Genomic DNA, 26,007 nt, shown 5'->3' on the forward strand with positions numbered 1-26,007 from the left:
GGGCCGGGCGGCGCGCCGCGGTTCCGGCGCCGCCGGGGCGGGCGCCGGCACGGTGCCGCGGTCGCGCGGCCGTACGCGCTGCGCCCCAGGATGCCAGCCCCGGCTGTGAATTCGGCACCGCCGACGAGCCCTCCCAAAGGCACACATCGCCCATACACCCACGTGACCACCCATATGGGCGACAAACCGCCCACTCCTGTGGCCCAGTGGCAGTGACCTGGTGCGGAGTCCGGCCGTTACGCGCCGACGGCGCCCGCCGCCCGGCTGACCCGGTCGCCGAACGCGGCGGCCGCGACCAGGGCGGCGGCGTGCGCGGCCAGCCCGACACGGCCGTATCCGTCGGCGACGGCGAGGCCGAGCGCCGCCCCCAGGGCATGGGCCCCCGCATCACCGATCATGGTGCGCTCCCCCACGTCGTCGGCGAGGACCGCCGCCGCTGCCCCCGCCACGGCGGCGGACAGGGGCCCGGCCGGACCGCTGCGCACCAGCCCCGGCGCCGCCGCGGCGAGCACGGCCGCCGACGCCCGGCCCGGCCGTACGTCCACCAGGTTCACGAAGTGCGCGGCGCCCGCGATCACCACTCCGGCGAGCGCCTTGTCCAGCGGCCGGTCCTTGAGCAGCGCACCGGCGGCCAGTCCCGCCGCCCCGATTCCGAACAGTTTGACCGCGCCGCTGGTCAACTCGCCCTCCCCGAGGGCGGACAGGTGGGCGCGGAAGCCGCGCCGGGGGTCGCCCGCCCCGGCGAGGTCGTCGTAAGCACCACAGCCGCCGGCCGTCAGGACGGCCAGTGCCGCCGCAGCGCGCGTACGGACGGGCAGGCCCGGCGCGGTCACGGCCGCGAACGCGGTGCCCGCCGCGGTGGCGGGGCCGCCGTACAGGTCGACGGCGCGGCCCGCGTAGTTCGTCCGTGCCCAGCGTGCGTGCCCGCCGGGCGGTCGGCGCCGCAGCTGTGCGTACGCGGCACGGGTGGCGCCTGCCGCGATGCCGAACGGCAGGGCCTTGCGCAGCATTTCGATCATGGGCAGAACACTAGAACCACGACGCGCGCACCTCCCCGCCCCGCGACCCCATGCCCCTGCCCCTGGCCCGCTGGTCCCCCGACCCAAGCCCCCTGCCCCAAGCCTCAAGCCCCCGGCCCCCCGGCCCCCCGGCTCCCGGCTCCCAGCTCCCAGCTCCCAGCTCCCAGCTCCCAGCTCAGCGTCCCGCGCGGGCGGTTTCCAGGAGTTCCTCCGCGTGGGCCCGCGCCGTCTCGGAGTCCTCCTGGCCCGCGAGCATCCGGGAGAGTTCGCGTACCCGGTCCTCGCCCTCCAGGACCGTGACCCCGCTGCGGGTCACCGAACCGTCGTGGGTCTTCTCCACCAGCAGCTGGCGGTCGGCGAAGGCCGCGACCTGCGGAAGGTGGGTGACGACGACGACCTGCGCCGACCGGGCCAGACGGGCCAGGCGGCGGCCGACCTCCACGGCCGCCTTGCCGCCGACACCGGCGTCCACCTCGTCGAACAAATAGGTCGGTACGGGGTCGGAACCGGCGAAGACCACCTCGACCGCGAGCATCACGCGGGAGAGTTCACCGCCCGAGGCGCCCTTGGCGATGGGGCGGGGCGGCGTGCCGGGGTGCGGGGCGAGGAGGAGTTCCACCTCGTCGGCGCCGGTCGGGCCGAAGGCGACCGTACGGCCGCCGACCTCGATGCCGTCGCTCTCGTCGGCGGCTTCGGACTGGCTGATCTGGACACTCACCCTGGCGTGCGGCATGGCCAGCTCGGCCAGTTCGGCCGTCACCGCGTCGGCGAATCGCTTCGCCGACGCCTCGCGCGCGTCGGTCAACGCCTGCGCCAGCTCGCCCAGTTCCGCGCGCAGCGCGTCGCGCTCCGCCGTCAGTTCGCCGATCCGGTCGTCGTCGCCGTCCAGTTCGGCGAGCCGGGTCGCGCCGTCCTCGGCCCAGGCCAGCACGGCCGCGATGTCCTCGCCGTACTTGCGCGTCAGGTGGGTGAGCGCGGCCCGGCGCTCTTCCACGGCGGCCAGCCGCAGGGGGTCGGCGTCCAGTCCGTCCGCATAACTGGCCAGTTCGCCCGCGACGTCCGCCATCAGGATGCCGATCTCGCCCAGCCGCTCGGTGAGCGCGGAGAGGGCCTGGTCATGGCTGCGTACGGCGTCCAGCGCCCGGTGCGCGCCGGCGACCAGGGTGGTGGCGTCCACGGCCTCCAGGTCCTCGGGGTTGCCGGCGAGCGCGGCGTGGGCGGACGCGGCGGCCGAGGCCAGCGCCTCGGCGTGGCCGAGCCGTTCGGCCTCGGCGGCCAGCTCGGTGTCCTCGTCCGACTGCGGTTCGACGGCGGCGATCTCCTCCAGGCCGTAGCGCAGCAGGTCCGCCTCCTGCGCCCGCTCGCGGGCCCGGGTGGTCAGCTCGTCCAGCTCGGCGGCGACGGCGCGCACCCTCCGGTACGCGGCGGTGTACTTGGCGAGCGGTACGGACACCGCGTCGCCGGCGTAACGGTCCAGCGCCTGGCGCTGCCGGGCCGGGCGCAGCAGGCCCTGCTGGTCGGTCTGGCCGTGTACGGCGACCAGGTCGTCCGCCAACTCCCCCAGCAGCCCGACCGGGACGGACCGCCCGCCGACATGGGCGCGCGAGCGGCCTTCGGCCGAGACGGTGCGGCTGATCAGCAGCGTTCCGTCGTCCAGCTCGGCGCCCGCCTCCTCGGCGCGCACCGCGGCCGGGGCCGCGGAGCCCACCGCTATGCGGCCCTCCACGACCGCCGACTTGGCGCCGATCCGCACCAGGGCGGGGTCGGCGCGCCCGCCGAGCAGCAGCCCGAGGCTGGTGACGACCATGGTCTTGCCCGCGCCCGTCTCGCCGGTCACCGCCGTGAAACCCGGCGACAGCTCGACGACGGCATCGTCAATGACGCCCAGGGACCTGATCCGCATCTCCTCCAACACGGATACGACCTTACGAGGTCGCGGGCCCACCCCGCGACGGGCTCCCCCTCGTCTTACCGCTCCGCCCTGCGGAAAACCCCACCCCGGGAACGGGTGGTTTCCTCATGGCGGTGCCCCCGTCCCGCCCGTCACGCTGAAAAGAGAACACGATCGGAAGGGTGTGCCACATGTCCGGCGGAGCGAGGGCGGGCGGCGGTACGGGGGCGGGGGTGCCTGCGTACGGCGGGGCCGGGGACGGCGGTCACGGGCACGGGCACGGGGGTCCCGTGTCGGGTGGTCCTGTCCACGCCGGTCCCGGGGCCGGGGGGTCCGTATCCGGGGGCCCCGCGTCCGGAGGCCCCGCGTCCGGGGGCCGGTCCGCGGTGGGCCGAGCCGCCGCGGACCGGACCACCATGGGTCCGGCCCCCGCGGACCGGACCACCATGGGCCACACCCCTGCGTGCCAGCCCTTCGCGGACCAGGCCCCCAAAAAGCCCGCGACCAGTGGCTTGGCGCGGGCCGCGCTGCGTGGTCACCGGGCGTCCTTCGCCGGGACGGCCGTCGCGGCCCTGTTCGCGGCCGTCGTGGTCAGCGCTTCGACGATGCTGCTGGCCGCGACCGGCGCGGAGGGCGTCCCCGCCGCCGCGCGGCGCGCCCTGGCGGCCTCCGACGTCGGCGTCATGGCCGCCGGCTTCCTGCTCGTCTCCGTCTATCTCTCGGTGTTCGTCATCGCCTCGACGATGGGCACGGCCGTCACCCAGCAGCACCGCGAGTTCGCGATGCTGCGCGCCATCGGCGCCCGGCCCTGGCAGCTCCGGCGTGCGGTCGCGGCGCAGGCGGTGGCCGCGGCGGTGCCGTCGGCGGTGGCCGGGTTCGCGCTCGGCGGGGTGCTCGCGCGCTGGTGGTTCGCGGGCCTGGCGGACCACGGCCTGATCCCGCCCGGTGTCGCCTTCTCGTTCAGCTGGGTGGCGCTGCCCGTGTGCCTGGCCGTGTCCACGCTCACCGTGGCTCTCGCGGGGGTGCTCGCCGCGAGCCGGTTCGCCGCGCTGCGTCCCGCGCGCGCCCTGGAGGAGGCCGCCGCGGGCCGCCGCGAGCTGGGACTGCTGCGGCTGCCGCTGGGCCTGGCCGCGATCGCGGGCGCGGTGGTCGTCTCCGGGCTCCTGGCCGACCGGCCGGAGAAGGCGGGCAGCGGCGCGTTCCTCGTCCTGCTCCTGTTCTGCTTCGGCGTCGGCCTGCTCGGGCCCCGCGTCATCGGCCCGGTGGCCTGGCTGGTCGCCCGGTCGGCGGGCCGCCTCGGCAGCGCCGCCGAACTGGCCATGCTGAATGTGACGACCCAGTCGCGCCGCTTCTCCGCGGCCGTGGTCCCGCTGGTCCTGGTGGTCGCGTTCGGCACGACGAAGATCGCTTTGCACACCACCGCCCTGCGCCACACCGGCTCGGCGGGCCCGGCGCAGTCGGTCTGGATGGACTACGTCGGCACCGCTCTGTACGCGGGCTTCGCCGCGATAGCCGCCGCCAACACCCTCGCCATGATCACGACTGAGCGCCGTCGCGACCTGGCACTGCTGCGCCTGATCGGCACCCATCCGCGCCGGCTGCGCTCCATGGCCGCCTGGGAGGCGGCCGTCGTCGCGGGCACGGCCCTGCTCCTGGGCACCGCCATCGCGCTCTGCACGCTCGCCCCGCTGCTGCGCTCCGCGTACGGAAGCCCGCTGCCGTACCTGCCCTGGATGACGGCCCTCGGGATATCCGGCGGCGTACTCCTGCTGACGCTGCTCGCCACCGGCCTGCCGGTCCACGCGTCCCTGCGCCGCCGCGCCGTGGAGACGCTGGCGGCGGCGTGACCGGCCCGGCGCCCGCCGACGAACGACACGGAACACCATCGGGGGAAATGATCATGACCAAGCATCCGCACCAGCCCGAACCGGCGTCGGTGACCACCCGCCGCCCCACCCACCGTCCGACCCGCCGTCCCATCCGCCCGCGGACCGGCCGGACCGCCGGGGCCGTCAGAACCGCCCTCGCCGTCCTGACGACCATGGCCGCCCTGACCGCCCTGACCACCGCCTGCGCGGCGCCCACCGAGGCGCACCCGGACCGGCCGGACGACGCGGACCGGTCGGCCCGGCCGGCCGCGGCGGCCTCCCTGGACGGCGTGTGGCGGACGGACGGGTACGGCGCCTTCGTCACGATCGACGGGCATCAGCTGCGTACGTACGAGACCACGGCCGTCAGCTGCCTCCCCGGCTCCGCGCGCGGCGTCCGTACGGGCCCGCCGGGTGCCGGGGGCCGGGTCGACTTCGCCGTACGGGACGGCGCGCGCATCACGATCGTGCCGCGCGGCGGCGACACGGCCCGCCTGAGCGTCCAGGACAACGTCGGCCACCGCGCCCTCCACCGGATCGCCGAACTGCCCGCACGCTGCCACCAGAGCCCGGCGAAGGACCCCCGTACGGTCTTCGACGTCTTCTGGCACACCTACGCCGAGAACTACCCGTTCTTCGCCGCCAAGAAGACCGACTGGGCCGCGGTCCGCGCCCGGTACCGCCCGCGCGTCACGGCGCGGACCACCGACGACGAACTCTTCGCGATCCTGCGCGAGATGATCGAGCCGCTGCACGACGGGCACACCAACCTGTCCGCGGGCCCCGGCCGCGGGTACGCGGGAGCGCGGCCCGGGACAACCGCGCCCACGCCCGCGCTCCTCAAGCAGGTGGACGCGGCGACAGCCGCCAACCTGGGCCGGGACGCCACGTTGCGGCGCTGGGCCGGCGGCGCGCTCTCCTACGCCGACCTCCCCGGCCGCCTCGGCTACCTCCGCATCACCGCGTTCCACGGCTACACGGACCGGGACGACCACGACAGCGATGTGGCCGAGCTGGACCGCGCGTTGGACGCGGTGTTCACCAAGGCCCGCACGTCCGGCCCGAAGGCCCTGCGCAGCCTCGTCGTCGACCTGCGGCTGAACGGCGGCGGTTCGGACCGGCTCGGGCTGCGCGTCGCCTCCCGGCTGACCGGCCGCCCGTATCCCGCCTACCGCAAACACGCCCGCAACGACCCGGACGACCCGCGGAAGTTCACCCCCGCCCAGCCCGTACAGGTCCGCCCGCACGACGGCCCGCGCTACACGGGCCCGCTGACGCTGCTGACCGGGCCGCTGACGATCAGCGCGGGCGAGACCTTCACCCAGGCGCTACTGAGCCGTGCGCCCGCGCCGGCCCGGATCGGCGAGAACACGCAAGGCGTCTTCTCCGACACCCTGGACCGCACGCTGCCCAACGGCTGGAAGTTCGCCCTGCCGAACGAGGAGTTCCGCACCGCCGACGGCCGCACCTTCGACGGCACGGGCATACCCCCGACCATCCGCACGCCGGTCTTCGCCCCCGAGGACCTGGCGTCCCGCCGCGATCCGGCCCTCGCGCGGGCCCGCGCCCTGCCGACCGCCGACCACCGACCACCAGGGGAAACCATGAACCACGCAGGAGTCACGACCGGACGGAAGCCATGAGCCGGACCCCGGCGAGCGGCGGATCACCGCTGGCGTTCGTCACGCTGCTGACCGTCCTCTCCGTCCCGTTCTGGCTCTTGGGGGCCGTCTTCGACCGGACCGGGTCGCTGCCGATGGGCATGCCGGTGAGCGCGTTCCAGTTCGTCCTGCCGGTCACGGTGGCCGCGGTCCTCGTCTTCCGGGAGGAGGGCGGGGGCGGAGTGCGGCGGCTGATGAAACGGACCGTGTCCGGGGGCGGAACCACGCGTCGCATCCGGTGGGCCGTCGCCGTCCTCCTGGTTCCGGCTCTGATGCTCGTGACCTACGGACTGACAGCGCTGGCCGGGGAGCCGCCGCGCGGGTCGCATTCCCCGCTCGCGTCCGTCCCGCTGCTGCTCGCCCTGTACCTCCTCGCCGCACTGGCCGAGGAGGCGGGCTGGACGGGATATCTCCTGCGGCCCGTGTCGGAGCGGTACGGGGCGCTCGGCGCCGGGCTGGTGATCGGGCTGGTCTGGGGGGCCTGGCACCTGGTCGCGTACGTCCAGGCGGGCCGCTCGGTCCCCTGGATCGTCGGCCAGGTGCTCGGGTCGGTCGCGGTGCGGGTCCTGATGGTCCGGCTGGTCGCCAGCGCCGGCGGCACCGTACTCGTCGCCGTCGTCGTGCACACCACGATCAACCTCGCCCAGTCGCTGTTCCCCGGCTATCCGGACCAGGCCGGTCCCGCGCTGCTCTACGGCCTGCTCGCGGCGCTGACCGCCATGGGCGTGGTGTGGGCGCGGGGAGCCGGGCCCCGGCCCGCGCGACCCGGCCATGAGCCCGCGGGCCGGCCCCGCCGAAGATCCGGCGGCCCGGCCCGCTCCCCCGGCCTTCCGTCGCCCCCTACTGCGGCGCCCCCCGCCACCCCGCCACCGGCAGGGCGAACTTGGCGACCAGGCGGTCGGTGAAGGAGGCGTGGTGCAGCCGGGCGAGGCGTACGGGGACCGCGCCGCGGCGGACCTCGACGCGGGCACCGGCGGGCAGTTCGACGCTGCGGCGGCCGTCGCACCACAGCACGCCGTGCGGCGTCTTGGGCTGCACCTCCACCGCCAGCACCGAGTCCGGCGAGGTGACCAGCGGCTTGGCGAACAGCGCGTGGGCGCTGATCGGCACCATCAGCAGCGCCTCGACCTCGGGCCAGACCACCGGGCCGCCCGCCGAGAAGGCGTAGGCGGTGGAACCGGTCGGCGTGGCGCACACGACGCCGTCGCCGCCGAAGCGCGAGACGGGCCGTCCGTCGACCTCGGTGACGACCTCCAGCATCCGCTCCCGGGCCGCCTTCTCCACCGAGGCCTCGTTCAGGGCCCAGTCGGTGTGCGCGATGCTGCCGTTGTTGCGTACGAGGACGTCGAGGGTCATCCGTTCCTCGACCTCGTAGGAGCGGGTGACGACCCGGTCGACGACCTTGTCCAGGTCGTCCCGTTCGGCCTCCGCGAGGAAGCCGACCCGGCCGAGGTTGACGCCGAGCATCGGCACCCCGGACGTACGGGAGAAGTCCGCGCCGCGCAGCAGGGTCCCGTCCCCGCCGAGGACCACCAGCAGTTCGCAGCCCTCGGCCGCGCACTGCTCGGACTCCACGCGCTCCACGGACGCCGGCAGTGGCAGGTCCGCGGCCTCCTCGGCCAGCACCCGTACGCCGATGCCGCTGCGCAGCAGCCCCTGGACGACGAGTTCGGCGCTGCGGACGGCCGCGGGGCGGCCGGTGTGCGCGAGCAGGAAGACGGTGCGACTCCCGTCCGCCGCGGGCGGCACCGGGCCGCCCGGCGACGGTGCGGTACACGTGGTGCGCGAGCCGGCTGCTTCAGCCGCTCCGGATGTTTCAGAACTGGTCAACGGGGCCCCTCCGCCACTGCTCGGTCGACGTCCGCCGGGTCCAGTGCAGCCGCCCCGGCGCGCAGCCACAGAAAGTACTCGACATTGCCGGAGGGGCCGGGCAGCGGGCTCGCGGTCACGCCGGCCACACCCAGTCCCAGCGCGGCGGCCCGCCCGGCGACGCCGCGTACCGCCTCGGCCCGCAGCTCGGCGCTGCGCACCACCCCGCCGCTGCCGAGCCGCTCCTTGCCCACCTCGAACTGCGGCTTGACCATCAGCACCAGGTCGGCGTCGGGCGCCGCGCAGCGGACGAGGGCGGGCAGGACCAGGCCCAGCGGGATGAACGACAGGTCGCCCACGACGAGGTCGACGGGTTCGCCGTCGATCTGCTCCAGCGTCAGTTCGCGGACGTTGGTGCGGTCCTTGACGGTGACCCGGTCGTCGCTCTGCAGCGACCAGGCGAGCTGGCCGTACCCGACGTCAGCGGCCACGACGTGTCCCGCCCCGGCCCGCAGCAGGACGTCGGTGAAGCCGCCGGTGGAGGCGCCCGCGTCGAGCGCGCGGCGGCCCGTCACCTTCAGGCCGAGGGGTTCGAACGCGGCGAGGGCTCCGGCCAGCTTGTGGCCGCCGCGCGAGACGTAGTCCGGGTCGTTCTCGTCCTCCCGCACGACCACGGCCGCGCTGGTCTCGACCTGGGTGGCGGACTTGGTCGCCGTCGTCCCGCCGACGGTCACCCGCCCCGCGGCGATCAGCTGGCCCGCGTGCTCGCGTGAGCGGGCCAGCTTGCGGCGCACCAGCTCCGCGTCGAGTCGGCGTCGTGCCACTCCTGCCACCTGTGGTTCAGCTCCTGTTGTCGTACGTTGCGGACGGCTGCGGGGGCCGGGGCGCGCCGGACGGGCCGGCGGGCCCGGGGCGCTGGTCGAGAGCGGCCAGCGCGTCGCGCAGTCCCCGGTGGACATCCTCGTACACCTCAAGGTGCCCGCTCGCGGCGAGGTGGTCGGCGTCGGCCAGGCGCCGCAGCTGGGCGTCGACGGCGGCGTCCCCGGTGGGCGTGACCGCGACGCCGAGCGGCTGCGGACCGGCGGGCCCGTCGGGCGCCTGCCGCTCCACCGACTCGGAAGGGTCCGACGCCGCTCGGTCGGGCGCCTGCCCGTCCGACTCCGGACGGACCGACTGCGGACGGTCCGACTCCGGATGTTCCGGCTCAGCCCCGCCCGCGGCCGCGGCATCCGGCGCAGGCCCGCCCGGCGCCTCGTCGGTCACCGGCTGTCTCGGCTCTTCCATGCCTTGACGCTACCTCGAACCGCCCGCCGACCGGGCCACCGCCCGCCCGCCCCGTACCGGCGTATCGTCGATCTCGATGGCAACCGTCGAAGAGTGCCGCGCCGCCCTCGGCCGGCTCGCACAGAACCTCTCCACCGCCAACGGCGACGTCCGCGGCGCCGCGGCGCTCGACCGCTCGCTGAGCTGCTGGATCACCGACCTGGACGTCACCTTCGCCGGCCGGCTGGCGAACGGCACCCTGAAGGACGTCACGAGCGTCACCGGGCCGCCGCCGGAGCGGGCCCAGATCCGCCTGACGATGCGCGGCGACGACCTGGTGGCCATGGTCGACGGCGAACTGCACTTCGCCAAGGCGTGGGGCAGCGGCCGGGTCAAGCTGGAGGCCGGCCTGCGCGACCTGCTGCGCCTGCGCGCGCTTCTCTGACCGCGCCCGACCCGCCGAACGGACCACTGCCCCGGCCACCACCGGCCCACCGAACGGACCACTGCCCCGGCCACCACCGGCCCGCCGACCGGCCCGCCGACCGTCTCAGCCCCCCGCGCTCGCCCCGGCCCCCGCGCCCGCGCCCGCGCCCGCCACCGTACGGGCCTTGCGCGCCGCCGGGACCACCAGCGGAGTACCCGTCTCCGGATCGTCGATGACCTGGCACTTCAGGCCGAAGACCCGCTCGACGAGATCGGCCGTGACGACCTGCTCCGGCGCCCCCTCGGCGATGATCTCGCCGTCGCGCATCGCGATCAGGTGTGTGGCGTAGCGGGCGGCGTGGTTGAGGTCGTGCAGGACGGCGACGAGGGTGCGGCCCTGTTCCTCGTGCAGTTCGGCGCACAGGTCCAGCACCTCTATCTGGTGCTGGATGTCCAGGTACGTGGTCGGCTCGTCCAGGAGGAGCAGCGGCGTCTGCTGGGCGAGCGCCATGGCGATCCACACGCGCTGCCGCTGTCCGCCGGAGAGTTCGTCGACGTAGCGTTCGGCCAGCTCGCCGACGCCGGTCGCGTCCATCGACTCCCGTACGATCCGCTCGTCCTCGCCCGACCACTGGCGCAGCAGCCCCTGGTGCGGGTAGCGGCCGCGCGCCACCAGGTCCGCGACGGTGATCCCGTCGGGCGCGATGGAGGACTGCGGCAGCAGGCCGAGGGTGCGGGCGACCTTCTTGGCGGGCAGCGACGCGATGGCCGAGCCGTCCAGCAGCACCGATCCGGCGGTGGGCTTGAGCATCCGGGACAGCGCGCGCAGCAGCGTGGATTTGCCGCAGGCGTTCGGTCCGACGATGACCGTGAAGGACTGGTCCGGTATGGCCACCGAGAGGTCCTCGGCGATGACCCGCTGGTCGTAGGCGAGGGTCACGTTCTCGGCCGTGAGACGGCTCACTGCGTTGCTCCTTGTAGCGGTCGGTTTCGCGGGGGCCGGGGGCGGCGCGGACCGCGACCGGGCGCCCCGGGTGCTCATATGCGGCCCGCCTTGCGCTCGGAGGCCAGCAGCCACAGCAGGTAGCCGCCGCCGAGCAGCCCGGTCAGCACGCCCACCGGGAGCTGGTCGGCGCCGAAGATCTGCTGCGAGGCCCAGTCGGCGGTGACCAGGAGGGCGGCGCCCATGAGGGCGGCGGGCAGCAGGTTGGGGCCGGGCGAACGGGTGAGGCGACGGGCCAGCTGGGGTGCGGTCAGCGCGAGGAAGGCGATCGGTCCGGCCGCCGCGGTGGCCGCGGCGACCAGCAGTACGGCGGCCGCCAGCAGGACGATACGTACCCGGGTGACCTGGACGCCCAGCGCGTACGCGGCGTCGTCGCCCATCTCCAGCATCCGCAGCGGCCGTCCGTACAGCAGGGACAGCGGGATCAGGACGGCGCAGACGAGGGCCAGCGGCCAGACCTGGGCCCAGTCCCGGCCGCTGAGGGTGCCGGTCATCCAGGTGACGGCCTGCGACGCCTCGACGATGTTCGCCTTGGTCATCAGGTACAGGACCATCGCGTAGAGCATCGCGGCGGCGCCGATGCCGACGAGGACGAAGCGGTAGCCGTGGATGCCGCCCTTCCAGGCCAGCAGGAAGATCGCCAGTCCGGTGACGAGGCCGCCGACGACCGAACCGGCGGCGATCGCGAAGGTGCCGCCCTGGAAGAAGACGACGACGAGCAGCGCGCCGACGGTCGAGCCCTGGGAGAAGCCCAGCACGTCGGGGCTGCCCAGCGGGTTGCGGGAGACGGCCTGGAAGACCGCGCCGGCCACCCCGAAGGCGGCGCCTACCAGCAGCCCGACCAGGACCCGTGGCAGCCGCAGGTCGTTGACGATGAACTCCTGGGCGGTGGTGCCGGACCCGGTGAGGGTGGCGAGGACGTCCGCCGGGCTCATCGGGAAGTCGCCGGTGCCGATCAGCAGGACGCTCGCGGACAGGGCCACGGCGGCCAGCAGCACGGTGACGACGACGGTCCGCACGTCCAGGCGCACGGACAGCCCGCCCGCGGTGCGTACCGCCCGTACGGACCTGCCGGTCCTCCCGGCCCCGGCCTGCCCGGTGCCGGTCTTGTCGGTGTCGGTCTTGAGGGTGGAAGTCACAGCTGGGCCATCCTCCGGCGCCGTACGAGGTAGATGAAGACCGGGCCGCCGACGACGGCCGTCACGATGCCGACCTGGATCTCGCCGGGCCGTGCCACGACGCGGCCGACGACGTCGGCGCCGAGCAGCAGGACCGGCGACAGGACCGCCGAGTACGGCAGAATCCACCGCAGGTCGGGGCCGGTGACGGCGCGGACGACGTGCGGGACCATCAGGCCGACGTAGACGATGGGGCCGCAGGCGGCGGTCGCGCCGCCGCACAGCAGGGTGACGGCGACCATGGCCAGCACCCGGGTGCGGGTCAGCCGCGCGCCCAGGGCCCGCGCCTGGTCGTCGCCGAGGGCGATGGCGTTCAGGGGCCGTCCGACGGCGAGCGCGAGCACGGCGCCGGCCACGAGGAACGGCGCGACCTCCTGGACGGTGGTCATGGTGGCGGAGGCCAGCGAGCCGACCGTCCAGAAGCGCATCTTGTCCAGCGCCGCGGTGTCCATGAGGTTGACGGCGTTGATGTAGCCGATCAGTACGGCGGACAGGGCGGTTCCGGCGAGCGCGAGCCGTACGGGGGTGGCGCTGCGGGTGCCGCCGAGCACGTACACGGCGACCGATACGACGGCGGCGCCGAGGAAGGCGAACCAGACGTACCCGGTCAGTGAGGTGATCCCCAGGAAGCTGATGGCGGAGACGACGGCCGCCGAGGCGCCCGCGTTGATGCCGAGGACGCCGGGGTCGGCGAGGGGGTTGCGGGTCAGCGCCTGCATCACCGTGCCGGCCAGGCCGAGGGCGGCGCCGGCCAGCAGGCCGAGGAGGGTGCGCGGCAGGCGCACGTCCCGTACGACCACGTCGGTGTCGTCGCCCGTGTAGTGGAAGAGGGCGTGCCACACCTGGTCGAGGGGGACCTGTTTGGCGCCGACGGCGATGCCCAGGACGGTGACGACGACCAGCGCGGCGACGGAGGCGACGAGCCCGGCCGAGCGAGTGATCTGCCGCCGTCGCGGCGCCGCGGGGGCGTTTGCTGCTTCGGGGGGACTGTCAACCAACACGGGAGTTAGGTTAGCCTACCCTCACGATCAGACATCAAGTCGTTCCGCAGGGCCTTTTACCCGGCCTTTGCCGTACGTCCTGAAGTCCGACCGGAAATCTACCGAAGACCGTGAACGACCGGCCGAAGTCCCGTCAAGCCCCGCCGGCCGTACCCGAGGCCCCGCCCAGAGAGAAGCACATCAGCCATGAGCACCCCCCGCAGCGTATCCCTGTCCCGACGCGGCGTCCTCGCCGCCGGTGGCGCCGTCGGCATCGGCGCCCTGCTGGCCGCCTGCGGAGGCGGCAAGGACAAGGACTCGGGCGCACTGGGGAACGTCAAGGGCGGCGCCTGGTCCTTCACCGACGACCGCAAGAAGAAGGTCTCGCTCGACCACACGCCGCAGCGCATCGTCGCCTTCACCGGCACCGCCGCCGCGCTGTACGACTTCGGCATCGACAAGCAGGTCGTCGGCGTCTTCGGCCCGACCAAGCTCAAGGACGGCAAGGCCGACCCGCAGGCCGGTGACATCGACGTGGACCGTCTCACCATCATCGGCAACACCTACAACCAGTTCGCGGTCGAGAAGTACGCGGCCCTCAACCCCGACCTGCTGATCACCAACATGTTCGAGCCGGGCGCCCTGTGGTTCGTGCCGGACGAGAGCAAGGACAAGATCACCAAGCTGGCCGAGCAGGTGGCGATCACCGCGTCCCGGACCCCGCTGGTGAAGATCATCGAGCGGTACGCCGAGCTGGCGCAGTCCCTCGGCGCCGACCTGAAGGCCAAGAAGGTCGTCGACGCCAAGGCCCGCTTCGAGAAGGCCGCCGCCGACCTGCGCAAGGCCGCCAAGTCCAACCCGGTCCGGGTCCTCGCCTGCTCCGGCAGCGCCGACCTCTTCTACGCCTCCAACCCCGGCATCAACTCCGACATCATGTACTTCAAGTCCCTGGGCGTGGACATCATCGTCCCCGACAACCTGGACAAGGGCGGCTACTTCGAGAACCTGAGCTGGGAGAACGCCGACAAGTACCCGGCCGACGTGCTCATGCTGGACAACCGCACCTCCGCCCTCCAGCCCAAGGACCTCGCCGCCAAGCCCGCCTGGAACAAGCTGCCCGCCGTCAAGGCCGGCCAGGTCACCGGCTGGTCGAGCGAGCCGCGCTTCTCCTACGCGGGCGCCGCGCCGCTGATGGAAGAGCTCACCAAGGTCATCCAGAACGCCAAGAAGGTCGCCTGACGCACGCCGTCGCCGGCCGCCGCACCGGCCGGCGACGGCCCCGCCCGCTTCGCCCCCACCGCAGTCACCGAGTCACGGTTCCGGGAGGTTCCTCCGCATGACCACGACCGCCGCACCCGCCACCACCCCGTTCCGCTTCTTCGACGTGCACGTCCTGCGCACCCGGCGGCTCGGACCCTCCATGGTCCGGATCACCTTCGGCGGCGAACGCCTCGGCGACCTGGCCTCCGGCGGCCGTGACCAGCGCTTCAAACTGTTCCTCCCGCAGGCCCACCAGTCCGAGCCGGTCTTCGCCGACCAGGGCGAGAACTGGTACCCCGCCTGGCGCGCCCAGGACCCGGCCGAGCGGCCGCTGATGCGCTCGTACACGATCCGCGAGCAGCGCCACGAACCGGCCGAGGTCGACGTGGACTTCGCCCTGCACGGCGCGGACGACCCGAGCGCCCCGGCCGGCGGCCCGGCCTCGCGCTGGGCGGCGTCCGCCGTGCCCGGCGACCGCGTCTCGATCCTCGGCCCGGCCGTCGAGGACAACGGCGGTGTCGACTTCCGTCCGCCGCCCGGCACCGACTGGATTCTGCTGACCGGCGACGAGACGGCGCTGCCCGCGGTGGCCGGCATCCTGGCCTGGCTCTCCCCCGGCACCCAGGCCAAGGTCTTCCTGTCCGTCGCCCACGCGGCCGACCGCCAGGACCTGCCCACCTTCGCGGACGCCGACATCACCTGGCTCGCCGCCGACGAGCGGCCGGCGGCCGGTCAGGACGCGCTGCTGGAGGCGGTCCGTACCGCCGAGCTGCCCGAGGGCACGCCGTACGCCTGGATCGCGGGCGAGGCGGGCAACGTGAAGGCCCTGCGCCGGCACCTCGTGCGGGAGCGCGAATTCGACCGCCGGGCCGTGAAGTTCACCGGCTACTGGCGGCGCGGCGCCAGCGAGGAGGACCTGCTCGCCGAGTACGTGGCGGGCACCGCGGCGTCCACCGAAGAGGACTGAACCGCGGCCCCCATACCGTGCGCGTACGACGGTCCGTACACGCACCTGAGGGAGGGGCCCCGCTCATCACCGAGCGGGGCCCCTCCCCTTTTCGTACGTCGCGCCCCGCGGCGCGCGCCTCACAGCCCGAGCCGCGCCAGCGCCTTCCCCGCGTCGGCGTCGCAACTGCCGTCCCCGGCCGCCGTCCAGGCCGCCGCGCACAGTGCCCGCAGGCCGTCCAGCGGCGCGCCCTCGCCGTCCAGCGTCAGCACGTCGTCGCGTACGGACGCCGTCCAGCCGCCGCACCCGAAGCCGCCGTCCGTCCCCTCGGTCACCTCCGGCTGCGGGCCGAGCACGCCGCGCAGGTCCGCGTCGACGTACGTCGGGCGGTGCCGCGGCGGCGCGGCCAGCAGTTCGGCGGCGGTGGTCACACCGGTCAGGACCAGCAGCGAGTCCACGCCGCCGTTGTAGGCGCCCTCGATGTCCGTGTCGAGCCGGTCGCCGATCACCAGCGGCCGCCGCGCGCCCGTACGCAGCACCGTCTCGCGGTGCATGGGCGTCTCCGGCTTGCCCGCCACCTGGGGCGCGCCGCCGGTGGCGGTCCGTACGACCTCCACCAGCGCGCCGTTGCCCGGCGCGATCCCGCGCTCCTTGGGGATGGTCAGGTCCGTGTTCGAGGCGAACCAGGGCACGCCGCTCTGCACCGCGTACGCGGCCTCCGCCAGCCGTTCCCAGTCCAGCTTCGGGTCGAAGCCCTGCACCACCGCCGCCGGGCCGTCCGCAGCGGAGTCCACCGGCACCAGCCCGCGCTCGCGCAGCGCCACCCGCAGGCCCTCGCCGCCGATCGCCAGCACCCGCGCGCCGTCGGGCACCTGCCCGGCGATCAGTCGCGCGACCGCCTGCGCCGAGGTGATCACGTCCGTCGGGGCCGTGGGCAGCCCGAACCCGGTGAGCTGGTCCGCGACCGCGTCCGGCGTCCGGGAGGCGTTGTTGGTCACATACGCCAGGTGCATCCCGCCGTCCCGGGCGGTGGTGAGCGACGCGACGGCGTGCTCGATCACCGAGCCGCCGGCGTAGACGACTCCGTCCAGGTCCAGCAGCGCCGTGTCGTACGCCTCGCCCAGTGCCCGCTCGCACCGTCCGGGCCGCTTGCGCACCCGCTCACTCATGCCGTTTCGCTCCTTATGCACACAGGTACAGAGGTGGTGGTACGGAGTCCCGCAAGCGGAACCCCGCCTACCGATATATCCAGCAGGACAACGGTTTCCCCCCGATCATCCCGCACCCGGGAAGGCGGCATAGCATTCCCCAATGACCAGCACCGACGGCCTTCGCCTCCACCCCTTCCGCGGGCTGCGCTACGCCCCGGACCGCGTCAGCAGCCTCACGGCCGTCACCTCGCCGCCGTACGATGTCGTCGTACGGCCGGACGGCGTGCGCCACCTCGAAACGGCCGACCCGTACAACATCGTGCGGCTGATCCTCCCGCAGGCACCCGACCCCGAGACCCGGCACCTCCAGGCCGCCGAGACGCTGCGCCGCTGGCGCGCACAGGGCGTCCTGGCGACCGACGAGCGGCCCGCGCTCTACGTGTACGAGCAGGCCAAGGGCGGCCTCCTGCAGCGCGGCCTGATCGGCGCGCTCGAACTCGACGGTCCCGTCCTGCCGCACGAGGACGTGATCCCCGAGGTCGTCGAGGACCGCGCCGCCCTGATGCGCGAGGCCGCCGCCAACTTCGAGCCGCTGCTGCTCTCCTACGTCGGCCAGGGCACCGGCAACGGCGCCACCGGCGTCATCGAACGCACCGTCCTGACCGCTCCCCTGCTCGCCACCACCACCGAGGACGGCTTCGCACACCGCCTGTGGGCCGTCACCGACCCCGCCGACCTGAGCGCCGTCGACAACGACCTCGCCCTGCGGCACGCCCTGATCGCCGACGGACACCACCGCTGGGCGACCTACCAGCGGCTGCGCGAGGAGCACCCCGGCGACGGCGCACCGGGCCCCTGGGCGAGCGGCCTCGTGCTGCTCGTGGACTCCGCCCGCCACCCGCTCCAGGTCCGGGCCATCCACCGCGTCCTGCCGCACCTCCCGCTGGACGACGCGCTGGCCGGGCTGGGCGGCGCCTTCCGCGTCCGGCCGGTGGACGGCCCGCTGGACGCGGCGCTGGCGAAGCTGGACGGGACGCCCGGCAGCGCCTTCCTCCTGTCGAACGGTCCGGAGCGGTTCTGCCTGCTGGACGATCCGGACGCGGAGCTGCTAGACCGGACGATCCGCCGGGACCGCCCCGCCGCGTGGCGCGAGCTGGACGCCACCGTGCTGCACTCGGTCCTGCTGGACGAGGTGTGGCGGGTGCGCGACCACCCGTCCGAGATCAGCTATCTGCACAGCGCCGGGGACGCCGTCGAGCAGGCGGCGAAGCGCGGCGGTACGGCCGTACTACTGCGCCCGGTCCTGGAGCAAACAGTGCGCCAACTCGCGCTGGACGGGGTGACCATGCCGCGCAAATCCACCTCGTTCGGCCCCAAGCCGGCCACCGGTCTCGTGCTGCGCGTGCTGGACGACGACGCCTGATCCAGGCCCTGCGCGGCCTGTTTCCGGGCCGCTTCGCCCCCTGACGCCCGATGACGGCCCGGCGCGCGTGTCCCGCGCCGGCGCCTCGGCACCCCTTTCCCTCCCGCCACACAAGTTAGGTTAGGCTTACCTCATCACGTAAGCGGATGGAGCCGTTCCCCCCTGCGCCGTTCGGTCTTCTGCCCAGGCGCGGGCGTTCCATGCGCATCCCCCCACGTGAGCAAGTCCGCATCAGGGAGGACACGTTCATGAGTCTCCTCGCGCACTCCGCCGAGGACCCGTCGCCCGCCGCAGGCACCGGGGCGCCGGACAGCCGGTCGCAGCTGTTCAACGACAGCACCACCGAGCACTACCGCCGCTCCGTCGCCGAAGGCGTCGACCGCATAGCCGACAAAATATCCAGTACCGAGCGCCCCTTCACCGGCGTCACGGTCGACGGCCTCTCCCCCACCGTGGCCGGTATCGACCTCGAACAGCCGCTGCACGACCCCGCCGCCGCGCTGGACGAACTCGAAGAGGTCTACCTCCGCGACGCCGTCTACTTCCACCACCCGCGCTACCTCGCGCACCTCAACTGCCCGGTCGTCATCCCCGCCCTGGTCGGCGAGGCGGTGCTGTCCGCGGTCAACTCCTCGCTGGACACCTGGGACCAGAGCGCCGGCGGCACGCTCATCGAGCGCCGCCTGATCGACTGGACCGCCCGGCGCATCGGCCTCGGCGAGCGCGCCGACGGCATCTTCACCAGCGGCGGTACGCAGTCCAACCTCCAGGCCATGCTGCTGGCCCGGGACGAGGCGTGCCGCCTGGCCCTGGCCCGCGAGAACAACCCGGACGAAAGGCCCCAGGGCGCCACAACTCCGGTACGCCGTACCGACATCCTCCCCCGGCTGCGCATCTTCGCCTCCCAGGTCGGCCACTTCAGCATCGAGAAGGCCGCCACCCTGCTCGGCCTCGGCGCGGAAGCCGTGATCGCCGTGCCGTGCGACGCGGACAAGCGGATGCGGGCCGACGCGCTCGCCGCCGAGCTGGCGCGCTGCGAGGCCGAGGACCTGATCCCGATGGCGGTCGTCGCCACCGCGGGCACCACCGACTTCGGCAGCATCGACCCGCTGCCCGAGATCGCCGGCCTGTGCACCCGGTACGGCGCCTGGATGCACGTGGACGCCGCCTACGGCTGCGGCCTGCTGGTCTCCCGCCGCCGCGCCCTCCTGGACGGTATCGAGCGCGCCGACTCGGTGACGGTGGACTACCACAAGTCCTTCTTCCAGCCGGTCAGCTCCAGCGCCGTGCTCGTCCGCGACCACGCCACCCTGCGGCACGTCACGTACCACGCCGACTACCTCAACCCGGCGCGGATGGCCGAGCGCCGTATCCCCAACCAGGTCGACAAATCGATCCAGACCACCCGCCGCTTCGACGCGCTGAAACTGTGGCTGACGCTGCGCACCATGGGCGCCGACGCCATCGGTGAACTCTTCGACGAGGTCGTGGACCGCGCCGCCGACGCCTGGAAGATCCTCAACGACGACCCGCGCTTCGAGGTCGTCGTCGAGCCCCAGCTGAGCACCCTGGTCTTCCGCTACCTGCCGTACCCCGACGACCGGGACCCGGTGCTGAGCGACGAGGTCAACCTGCACGCCAGGGAAGCGCTGTTCGCCTCCGGCGACGCCATCGTGGCGGGCACCGTCGTCGACGGCCGCCACTACCTCAAGTTCACCCTGCTCAACCCCGAGACCACGCTGGCCGACATCGCCACGGTCCTCGACCTGATCGCCGAGCACGCCGGCAGCTACCTCGCCGAGCGCCCCGAACCGGCCCTCAGCGCCGCGAGCTGACCGTCCCCGCCGACCGGCCCCGCGGCCGACCGACCCCCGCAAACGGAGACCCCACGTGTCCGCCCCTCACGATTTCATCGCCATCGGCCTCGGGCCCTTCAACCTCGGCCTCGCCTGCCTGACCGAGCCCATCGGCGAACTGGACGGCCTCTTCCTGGACAACAAACCGTCCTTCGACTGGCACCCGGGCATGATGCTGGAGACCAGCACCCTCCAGGTGCCGTTCATGGCCGACCTGGTCACCCTCGCCGACCCCACCTCGCCGTTCTCGTTCCTGAACTACCTCAAGGAATCGGGCCGGATGTACTCCTTCTACATCCGGGAGAGCTTCTACCCGCTGCGCGCCGAGTACAACGACTACTGCCGCTGGGCCGCCGCCAAGCTCGACACCGTCCGCTTCGGCCACCAGGTCACCACCGTCGAGTACGACGGGACCGAGCAGGTCTACGTCGTCCACGCCGACCACCTGCCCACCGGCGAGAAGAAGACCTACCGCGCCCGCAAACTGGTCCTCGGCACCGGCACCCCGCCGCACATCCCCGAAGCCTGCCGAAACCTCGGCGGCGACTTCGCGCACAACGCCGACTACCTGGAGAACAAGGCCGCCCTCCAGGCCAAGGACTCCATCACCATCGTCGGCAGCGGCCAGAGCGCGGCGGAGATCTACCTCGACCTCCTCCAGGACATCGACAGCCACGGCTACCACCTGACCTGGGCCACCCGCTCCCCGCGGTTCTTCCCCCTCGAATACACCAAGCTCACGCTGGAGATGACCTCTCCGGAATACGTGGACTACTTCCACGCCCTGCCGCCCGCCACCCGCGACCGGCTCAACGCCCAGCACAAGAACCTCTACAAGGGCATCGACTCCGAGCTGATCAACGAGATCTTCGACCTGCTCTACCAGAAGAACCTGCACGGCCCCTGCCCCACCCGGCTGCTCACCAACACCGCGCTCCGCGAAGCCGGTTACGACGCGGCCTCCGGCACGTACACCCTGGGCCTGCGCCAGGAGGAACAGGGCCAGGACTTCACCCTCGCCACCCAGGGCCTGGTCCTCGCGACCGGATACCGGTACACGACACCGGAGTTCCTCACCCCGCTGACCGGCCGCATCGCCTGGGACGACGCCGGGCGCTACGCCGTGGCCCGCAACTACAGCATCGACACAGCGGGCCGCGACATCTTCGTGCAGAACGCCGAGCTGCACACCCACGGCTTCGTCACCCCCGACCTGGGCATGGCCGCCTACCGCAACTCCTGCATCATCCGCGAGCTGCTCGGCCGCGAGTACTACCCGGTCGAGAAGTCCATCGCCTTCCAGGAGTTCGCCGCCCCGGCCGGTCCGCACCACCCCGTGGAGGTCTCGCCCGTATGACCGCGCCCGTCTTCACCCGCACCCACGCCTCGCTCGGCGAGTTCGCGCTGCGCCCGGTCGACCCGGCCGGCGACGCGGAGCTGCTGCACGGCTGGGTCACCCACCCCAAAGCCGTCTTCTGGATGATGCAGGACGCCGACCCGGCGGCCGTGGAGAAGGAGTTCGCGCGCATCGACGCCGACCCGTACCACGACGCGTTCCTGGGCCTGCACAACGGCGTCCCCGCCTTCCTGATGGAGCGCTACGACCCGGCGCACCGCGAGGTGACCGAGGTCCACGAGGCCGCGCCCGGCGACGTCGGTATGCACTTCCTGACCGCGCCCACCGACACCCCGGTGCACGGCTTCACCCTCGCCGTGATCACCACCGTCATGGACATGCTGTTCGCCGAACCGGGCAACCAGCGTGTCGTCGTCGAACCGGCCGCCGAGAACACCGCGGTGCACGCCCTCAACAAGGCCGTCGGCTTCGAGATCGTCCGCACCGTCACGCTGCCCAAGGGCGAGGCGTACCTGAGCACCTGCACCCGCGGCCGGTTCCTGGCCGCCCGAGGAGAAAACCCATGCTGAACCCCACCGCGGACACCTCCGGCGCCGCGGCGCGCGACGCCGTCCGCCACCTCACCCCCGAACTGTGGGCGCGCGCCAACCGCCTCCTCGTCCGCAAGGCCCTGGCCGAGTTCGCGCACGAGCGCCTGCTGACGCCGCAGCGCCTGCCCGAGGACGGCCACTACGTCGTACGCAGCGACGACGACCGCGTCGAGTACCGCTTCACCGCCCGCCGGCTGAGCCTGGACCACTGGCACATCGACGCCGACGACATCACCCGCCACCGCGACGGCGCCGAGGTCCCCCTGGACGCCCTCGACTTCTTCATCGAGCTGCGCCGCACCCTCGCCCTCGGCGACGACATCCTGCCCGTCTACCTGGAAGAGATCAGCTCCACCCTCTCCGGTACGGCGTACAAGCTGGCCGCCGGGCCCGCGGCCGCCGCCGAGCTGGCGAAGGGCGACTTCCAGGCGATCGAGACGGGAATGTCCGAGGGCCACCCCTGCTTCGTCGCCAACAACGGCCGCCTCGGCTTCGGCGTGCACGAGTACCACGCGTACGCCCCCGAGGCCGCGAGCCCCGTCCACCTGATCTGGCTCGCCGCGCGCCACGACCGCGCCACGTTCACCGCGGGCGAGGGCCTGGACTACGACGGGCTGATCCGCGACGAACTGGGCGACGCCACCCTGGAGCGGTTCGCCACCACGATGCGCGACCTCGGCCTGGACCTGGCCGACTACCGCCTCATCCCCGTCCACCCGTGGCAGTGGTGGAACAAGCTCTCCGTCACCTTCGCCGCCGAGGTCGCCCAGCAGCACCTGGTCTGCCTCGGCGCCGGCGACGACGCGTACCTGGCGCAGCAGTCCATCCGGACCTTCTTCAACACCAGCGACCCGTCCAAGCACTACGTCAAGACGGCCCTGTCGGTCCTCAACATGGGCTTCATGCGCGGCCTGTCCGCCGCCTACATGGAGGCCACCCCGGCCATCAACGACTGGCTGGCCGGCCTGATCGAGCGCGACGAGACCTTCCGGGCCGCCCGCTTCTCGATCATCCGCGAGCGCGCCGCCATCGGCTACCACCACCGCCAGTACGAGGCCGCCACCGCCAAGGGCTCCCCGTACCTGAAGATGCTCGCCGCCCTGTGGCGCGAGAGCCCGGTGCCCACCCTGGAGCCCGGCCAGCGGGTGGCCACCATGGCCTCCCTGCTGCACACCGACCCCGAAGGCGGCTCGCTGGCCGCGGCCCTCATCGAGGAGTCCGGCCTGGAACCGGCGGACTGGCTGCGCCGCTACGTGGACGCGTACCTGACCCCCGTCCTGCACGCGTTCTACGCCTACGACCTGGTCTTCATGCCGCACGGCGAGAACGTCATCCTCGTCGTCGAGGACGGCACCGTACAGCGCGCGATCTTCAAGGACATCGCCGAGGAGATCGCGGTGATGGACCCGGACGCGGTGCTGCCGCCGGCCGTGGAGCGCATCCGCGCCGACGTCCCGGAGGACAAGAAGCTCCTCTCCCTGTTCACGGACGTCTTCGACTGCTTCTTCCGCTTCCTGAGCGGCATCCTCGTCACGGGCGACGTGCTGGACGAGGACACCTTCTGGCGTACGGTCGCCGACTCCGTGACCGCCTACCAGGAGGCCAATCCGCAGCTCGCCGACAAGTTCCGGCAGTACGACATGTTCGCGGACGAGTTCGCGCTCTCCTGCCTCAACCGTCTCCAGCTGCGGAACAACGAGCAGATGGTGGACCTCCAGGACCCGGCCGGCGCCCTCCAGCTGATCGGCACGCTGGAGAACCCGATCGCCCGGTACGCCCCGGCCGCCGGAGCATGACACCTGCGTACACATGAGTGAAGGGCGGGACCCCCGGTGGGGTCCCGCCCTTCACTCATATGCCGTCACGCGGCCGGGCCGCGAGGGCGTCAGGCCTGCTCGGAGCGGCCTTCGCCGGACGCGTCCTCGGGGGCCTCGGGGGCCTTGACGGGCTCGGCGGCCTTGACGGGCTCGGTGGAGTCACCGGCCTCGGGCACGACCTCGTCCGCGGTCCTGTCCGCGATCTCGGTCTCCGCCTCGCCCTCGTCCTCGTCCTCGTCCTCCAGCGCGTCCGTGAACTCCACGCCGTCCAGCTCGGCCAGCCGGTCCGAGGCGTTCGTGGTGCCGCCCTGGTCGGCCTCCAGCGCCTTGGCGAACCACTCGCGTGCCTCGTCCTCGCGGCCGACCTCCAGCAGCGCGTCGGCGTACGCGTAGCGCAGTCGGGCCGTCCACGGCTGCACGGAGTTCGACGCCAGCTCGGGACTCTGCAGCGTCACGACGGCCGCGTCGGTCTGGCCCATGTCGCGCCGCGCACCGGCCGCGACCAGCCGCATCTCGACCTGGCCCGCCCGGTCCAGCTTCTGCACCTCGGGCTCACCGGCCATCGCCAGGGCCTTCTCGGGCCGGCCCAGACCACGCTCGCAGTCGGCCATCACGGGCCACAGCTCCACGCTGCCGGTCATCCGGCGCGCCGCCCGGAACTCGGCCAGCGCCTCGCCGTACTTCCCGACCGCGTACGCGGCAAAGCCGGCCGCCTCACGCACGGCGGGGACACGCGATGCCAGCCGCAGCGCGACACGGGAGTAGCCGTACGCCCGCTCCGGCTCCTCGTCGAGCAGCTTGGCCACCATGACGAGGTTCTTGGCGACATCCTCGGCGAGCGTCTTCGGCAGGCTCAGCAGCTCCTGCCGTACGTCCTTGTCGATCTCCTCGCCCGTGACGTCCTCCGGAATCGGCAGCCGCTTGATCGGCTCCCGGTCCCGCCGGTCGTCCCGCCGGTCGTCGTTCCGGAACCCGCCACGGTCGTCACGGCCCCGACCGGCACCGTACGGGCGGCGCCCGCCACGGTCGTCGTCCCGACGCGGGCCGCGGTCGTCGCGACGGAAGCCACCACGGTCGTCACGGCGGTCGTCACGGCGGGGGCCGCGGTCGTCACGGCGGTCGTCCCTGCGGAATCCGCCGCGGTCGTCGTCACGGCGGGGGCCGCGGTCGTCGCGACGGAAACCGCCGCGGTCGTCGTCACGGCGGAAGCTGCCGCGGTCGTCATCACGACGAGGCCCACGGGGGCGGTCGTCGCGGCGGTCGTCACGACGGAAGCCGCCGCGGTCGTCATCGCGGCGGGGGCCGCGGTCGTCGCGACGGAAACCGCCACGGTCGTCGTCACGGCGGGGGCCGCGGTCGTCCCTGCGGAAGCCACCACGGTCGTCGTCACGGCGGGGGCCGCGGTCATCGCGACGGAAACCACCACGGTCGTCGTCACGGCGCGGACCACGGTCATCGCGACGGAAACCACCACGGTCGTCATCGCGACGCGGACCACGGTCGTCCCTGCGGAAACCACCACGGTCATCGTCACGACGGAAGCTGCCGCGGTCGTCATCACGACGCGGGCCACGGGGACGGTCGTCACGGCGGTCGTCCCTGCGGAAGCCGCCGCGGTCGTCATCGCGGCGCGGGCCGCGGTCATCGCGACGGAAACCACCGCGGTCATCGTCACGGCGCGGACCACGGGGAGCGCGGTCGTCGCGCGGGAACCCGGGGCGGTCGTCGCGGCGGAAGCCGCCACGGTCGCCCTCGCGGCGCGGAGCGCGGTCGTCGCGCTGGAAGCCACCGCGGTCGTCATCACGGCGGGGGCCGCGCGGACGGTCGTCACGGCGGTCGTCCCTGCGGAAACCACCACGGTCGTCATCGCGACGCGGGCCACGGTCATCACGGCGGAAACCACCGCCACGGTCGTCACGGCGCCCGCCGCCGAAGCCACCACCAGAGGGCCGGCCGCCCCGGTCGTCCCGGCGAGGACCGCGGTCGTCACGCCGGAAACCGCCGCGGTCACCGTCCTCGCGCCGCTGCGGCCGGCGCTCCGAGCGATCGTCGGAAGAGTTGGGGGACATCGGCGTGACTCCTGTCTTCGGTACTGCAAACATTCTCGCGCACCGACCACTTCGGCGCGCTCCGGCCAAACAAAAAAGGACCCTTGGTCCCAGCGTGAACGCTGGGACCAAGGGTCCTTCCAAAGATTGTTCGGCGGCGTCCTACTCTCCCACAGGGTCCCCCCTGCAGTACCATCGGCGCGGAAAGGCTTAGCTTCCGGGTTCGGAATGTAACCGGGCGTTTCCCTAACGCTATGACCACCGAAACCCTATCGGGTTCTAGCGAACAAGCACACTCTTCAGTTAAAGAATGAAACAGTGGAACTTGGTTCAACCGACGCTGCGACTGTTCGCAACCCGGGAACCACACAGTGGACGCGAGCAACTGAGGACAAGCCCTCGGCCTATTAGTACCAGTCAACTCCACCTGTTACCAGGCTTCCATATCTGGCCTATCAACC

General features: G+C 73.1%; 22 protein-coding genes and 1 rRNA gene. 11 read left to right on the forward strand and 12 right to left on the reverse strand.

Annotated elements, in window-relative coordinates; translation table 11 throughout:
* Positions 1 to 236 precede the first annotated feature (236 nt).
* Positions 237 to 1,019, reverse strand: a complete 783-nt coding sequence (locus ACFV57_RS38785; RefSeq protein ID WP_385242680.1) for a hypothetical protein — start codon at positions 1,017 to 1,019, stop codon at positions 237 to 239.
* 175 nt (positions 1,020 to 1,194) lie between these two features.
* On the reverse strand, positions 1,195 to 2,922 hold the full coding sequence (gene recN, locus ACFV57_RS38790) for a DNA repair protein RecN (RefSeq protein ID WP_385242736.1): 1,728 nt from the start codon (positions 2,920 to 2,922) through the stop codon (positions 1,195 to 1,197).
* Positions 2,923 to 3,356: 434 nt separating this feature from the next.
* Between recN and ACFV57_RS38795 the strand changes: the two genes are divergently transcribed.
* The 3 genes from ACFV57_RS38795 to ACFV57_RS38805 are packed head-to-tail and all read left to right on the forward strand — an operon-like array spanning position 3,357 to position 7,344.
* Positions 3,357 to 4,757 (forward strand): ABC transporter permease, encoded by a 1,401-nt coding sequence (locus ACFV57_RS38795; RefSeq protein WP_385242683.1) that lies wholly within the window; start codon positions 3,357 to 3,359, stop codon positions 4,755 to 4,757.
* Positions 4,758 to 4,810: 53 nt separating this feature from the next.
* Positions 4,811 to 6,421 carry a S41 family peptidase gene (locus ACFV57_RS38800; RefSeq protein ID WP_385242685.1) on the forward strand — a complete coding sequence of 537 codons (1,611 nt, stop codon included), beginning with the start codon at positions 4,811 to 4,813 and terminating at the stop codon, positions 6,419 to 6,421.
* A complete protein-coding gene (locus ACFV57_RS38805; RefSeq protein ID WP_385242688.1) occupies positions 6,418 to 7,344 on the forward strand; it encodes a type II CAAX prenyl endopeptidase Rce1 family protein in 927 nt (308 codons plus the stop codon). Before ACFV57_RS38800 ends, ACFV57_RS38805 begins: the two co-directional genes overlap by 4 nt.
* Here ACFV57_RS38805 and ACFV57_RS38810 read toward each other — a convergent pair.
* From ACFV57_RS38810 to ACFV57_RS38820, 3 genes are all read right to left on the reverse strand, one after another.
* Positions 7,280 to 8,188, reverse strand: a complete 909-nt coding sequence (locus tag ACFV57_RS38810) for an NAD kinase (protein ID WP_385242690.1) — start codon at positions 8,186 to 8,188, stop codon at positions 7,280 to 7,282. The genes ACFV57_RS38805 and ACFV57_RS38810 overlap by 65 nt on opposite strands.
* A gap of 77 nt (positions 8,189 to 8,265) precedes the next feature.
* Entirely contained in the window at positions 8,266 to 9,081 is an 816-nt protein-coding gene (locus ACFV57_RS38815; protein WP_385242693.1) for a TlyA family RNA methyltransferase, read from the reverse strand.
* Between the two features lie 7 nt (positions 9,082 to 9,088).
* Entirely contained in the window at positions 9,089 to 9,532 is a 444-nt protein-coding gene (locus ACFV57_RS38820) for a hypothetical protein (RefSeq protein ID WP_385242696.1), read from the reverse strand.
* 76 nt (positions 9,533 to 9,608) lie between these two features.
* Between ACFV57_RS38820 and ACFV57_RS38825 the strand changes: the two genes are divergently transcribed.
* Positions 9,609 to 9,956 (forward strand): sterol-binding protein, encoded by a 348-nt coding sequence (locus ACFV57_RS38825; RefSeq protein WP_385242699.1) that lies wholly within the window; start codon positions 9,609 to 9,611, stop codon positions 9,954 to 9,956.
* A gap of 105 nt (positions 9,957 to 10,061) precedes the next feature.
* On the opposite strand, the gene ACFV57_RS38830 is transcribed toward ACFV57_RS38825, so the two are convergent.
* From ACFV57_RS38830 to ACFV57_RS38840, 3 genes are all read right to left on the reverse strand, one after another.
* Positions 10,062 to 10,901, reverse strand: coding sequence for an ABC transporter ATP-binding protein (locus tag ACFV57_RS38830; protein ID WP_385242702.1), 840 nt, complete (start codon positions 10,899 to 10,901; stop codon positions 10,062 to 10,064).
* A 74-nt stretch (positions 10,902 to 10,975) separates the two neighbouring features.
* Complete coding sequence (locus tag ACFV57_RS38835) at positions 10,976 to 12,079, reverse strand: FecCD family ABC transporter permease (RefSeq protein ID WP_385242704.1); 1,104 nt, start codon at positions 12,077 to 12,079, stop codon at positions 10,976 to 10,978.
* Positions 12,076 to 13,119, reverse strand: a complete 1,044-nt coding sequence (locus tag ACFV57_RS38840) for a FecCD family ABC transporter permease (RefSeq protein ID WP_385242706.1) — start codon at positions 13,117 to 13,119, stop codon at positions 12,076 to 12,078. Before ACFV57_RS38840 ends, ACFV57_RS38835 begins: the two co-directional genes overlap by 4 nt.
* A gap of 186 nt (positions 13,120 to 13,305) precedes the next feature.
* On the opposite strand from ACFV57_RS38840, the gene ACFV57_RS38845 reads away from it, so the two are divergent.
* Positions 13,306 to 14,337, forward strand: coding sequence for an ABC transporter substrate-binding protein (locus tag ACFV57_RS38845; protein WP_385242709.1), 1,032 nt, complete (start codon positions 13,306 to 13,308; stop codon positions 14,335 to 14,337).
* Between the two features lie 97 nt (positions 14,338 to 14,434).
* Positions 14,435 to 15,325: a siderophore-interacting protein gene (locus ACFV57_RS38850; protein WP_385242712.1), complete on the forward strand. Its 891-nt coding sequence runs from the start codon at positions 14,435 to 14,437 to the stop codon at positions 15,323 to 15,325.
* A 119-nt stretch (positions 15,326 to 15,444) separates the two neighbouring features.
* On the opposite strand, the gene ACFV57_RS38855 is transcribed toward ACFV57_RS38850, so the two are convergent.
* The gene (locus tag ACFV57_RS38855; protein WP_385242714.1) at positions 15,445 to 16,473 is read right to left on the reverse strand and encodes an HAD-IIA family hydrolase; all 1,029 of its coding nucleotides are present in this window, start codon (positions 16,471 to 16,473) and stop codon (positions 15,445 to 15,447) included.
* A 142-nt stretch (positions 16,474 to 16,615) separates the two neighbouring features.
* Between ACFV57_RS38855 and ACFV57_RS38860 the strand changes: the two genes are divergently transcribed.
* The 5 genes from ACFV57_RS38860 (at position 16,616) to ACFV57_RS38880 (ending at position 23,477) form a co-directional block, all read left to right on the forward strand.
* Positions 16,616 to 17,878 (forward strand): DUF1015 family protein, encoded by a 1,263-nt coding sequence (locus tag ACFV57_RS38860; protein ID WP_385242717.1) that lies wholly within the window; start codon positions 16,616 to 16,618, stop codon positions 17,876 to 17,878.
* A 248-nt stretch (positions 17,879 to 18,126) separates the two neighbouring features.
* Positions 18,127 to 19,713, forward strand: a complete 1,587-nt coding sequence (locus ACFV57_RS38865; RefSeq protein ID WP_385242720.1) for a pyridoxal phosphate-dependent decarboxylase family protein — start codon at positions 18,127 to 18,129, stop codon at positions 19,711 to 19,713.
* A gap of 55 nt (positions 19,714 to 19,768) precedes the next feature.
* Positions 19,769 to 21,091 carry a lysine N(6)-hydroxylase/L-ornithine N(5)-oxygenase family protein gene (locus ACFV57_RS38870; protein WP_385242723.1) on the forward strand — a complete coding sequence of 441 codons (1,323 nt, stop codon included), beginning with the start codon at positions 19,769 to 19,771 and terminating at the stop codon, positions 21,089 to 21,091.
* Entirely contained in the window at positions 21,088 to 21,660 is a 573-nt protein-coding gene (locus ACFV57_RS38875; protein ID WP_385242726.1) for a GNAT family N-acetyltransferase, read from the forward strand. Before ACFV57_RS38870 ends, ACFV57_RS38875 begins: the two co-directional genes overlap by 4 nt.
* Positions 21,654 to 23,477: an IucA/IucC family protein gene (locus ACFV57_RS38880; RefSeq protein ID WP_385242728.1), complete on the forward strand. Its 1,824-nt coding sequence runs from the start codon at positions 21,654 to 21,656 to the stop codon at positions 23,475 to 23,477. The genes ACFV57_RS38875 and ACFV57_RS38880 overlap by 7 nt, the downstream gene beginning before the upstream one ends.
* 89 nt (positions 23,478 to 23,566) lie before the next feature.
* Here the strand turns inward: ACFV57_RS38880 and ACFV57_RS38885 are convergent, their stop codons facing one another.
* The 3 genes from ACFV57_RS38885 to rrf form a co-directional block, all read right to left on the reverse strand.
* On the reverse strand, positions 23,567 to 24,415 hold the full coding sequence (locus tag ACFV57_RS38885; protein WP_385242739.1) for a hypothetical protein: 849 nt from the start codon (positions 24,413 to 24,415) through the stop codon (positions 23,567 to 23,569).
* Positions 24,352 to 25,617: a hypothetical protein gene (locus ACFV57_RS38890; RefSeq protein ID WP_385242741.1), complete on the reverse strand. Its 1,266-nt coding sequence runs from the start codon at positions 25,615 to 25,617 to the stop codon at positions 24,352 to 24,354. The genes ACFV57_RS38885 and ACFV57_RS38890 overlap by 64 nt, the downstream gene beginning before the upstream one ends.
* A 78-nt stretch (positions 25,618 to 25,695) precedes the next feature.
* A 5S ribosomal RNA gene (gene rrf, locus ACFV57_RS38895) occupies positions 25,696 to 25,812 on the reverse strand.
* Positions 25,813 to 26,007: the final 195 nt, after the last annotated feature.

It is taken from the genome of Streptomyces sp. NPDC059788 (assembly GCF_042732265.1).
Classification (GTDB): Bacteria; Actinomycetota; Actinomycetes; order Streptomycetales; family Streptomycetaceae; genus Streptomyces.

Excerpts from the sequence above, each read along its gene's own strand:
- ACFV57_RS38785 (WP_385242680.1), bottom strand. The coding sequence starts at position 1,019 with ATGATCGAAATGCTGCGCAAGGCCCTGCCGTTCGGCATCGCGGCAGGC.
- recN (WP_385242736.1), bottom strand. The coding sequence starts at position 2,922 with ATGCGGATCAGGTCCCTGGGCGTCATTGACGATGCCGTCGTCGAGCTG.
- ACFV57_RS38795 (WP_385242683.1), top strand. The coding sequence starts at position 3,357 with ATGGGCCACACCCCTGCGTGCCAGCCCTTCGCGGACCAGGCCCCCAAA.
- ACFV57_RS38800 (WP_385242685.1), top strand. The coding sequence starts at position 4,811 with ATGACCAAGCATCCGCACCAGCCCGAACCGGCGTCGGTGACCACCCGC.
- ACFV57_RS38805 (WP_385242688.1), top strand. The coding sequence starts at position 6,418 with ATGAGCCGGACCCCGGCGAGCGGCGGATCACCGCTGGCGTTCGTCACG.
- ACFV57_RS38820 (WP_385242696.1), bottom strand. The coding sequence starts at position 9,532 with ATGGAAGAGCCGAGACAGCCGGTGACCGACGAGGCGCCGGGCGGGCCT.
- ACFV57_RS38825 (WP_385242699.1), top strand. The coding sequence starts at position 9,609 with ATGGCAACCGTCGAAGAGTGCCGCGCCGCCCTCGGCCGGCTCGCACAG.
- ACFV57_RS38845 (WP_385242709.1), top strand. The coding sequence starts at position 13,306 with ATGAGCACCCCCCGCAGCGTATCCCTGTCCCGACGCGGCGTCCTCGCC.
- ACFV57_RS38850 (WP_385242712.1), top strand. The coding sequence starts at position 14,435 with ATGACCACGACCGCCGCACCCGCCACCACCCCGTTCCGCTTCTTCGAC.
- ACFV57_RS38855 (WP_385242714.1), bottom strand. The coding sequence starts at position 16,473 with ATGAGTGAGCGGGTGCGCAAGCGGCCCGGACGGTGCGAGCGGGCACTG.
- ACFV57_RS38860 (WP_385242717.1), top strand. The coding sequence starts at position 16,616 with ATGACCAGCACCGACGGCCTTCGCCTCCACCCCTTCCGCGGGCTGCGC.
- ACFV57_RS38865 (WP_385242720.1), top strand. The coding sequence starts at position 18,127 with ATGAGTCTCCTCGCGCACTCCGCCGAGGACCCGTCGCCCGCCGCAGGC.
- ACFV57_RS38875 (WP_385242726.1), top strand. The coding sequence starts at position 21,088 with ATGACCGCGCCCGTCTTCACCCGCACCCACGCCTCGCTCGGCGAGTTC.
- ACFV57_RS38880 (WP_385242728.1), top strand. The coding sequence starts at position 21,654 with ATGCTGAACCCCACCGCGGACACCTCCGGCGCCGCGGCGCGCGACGCC.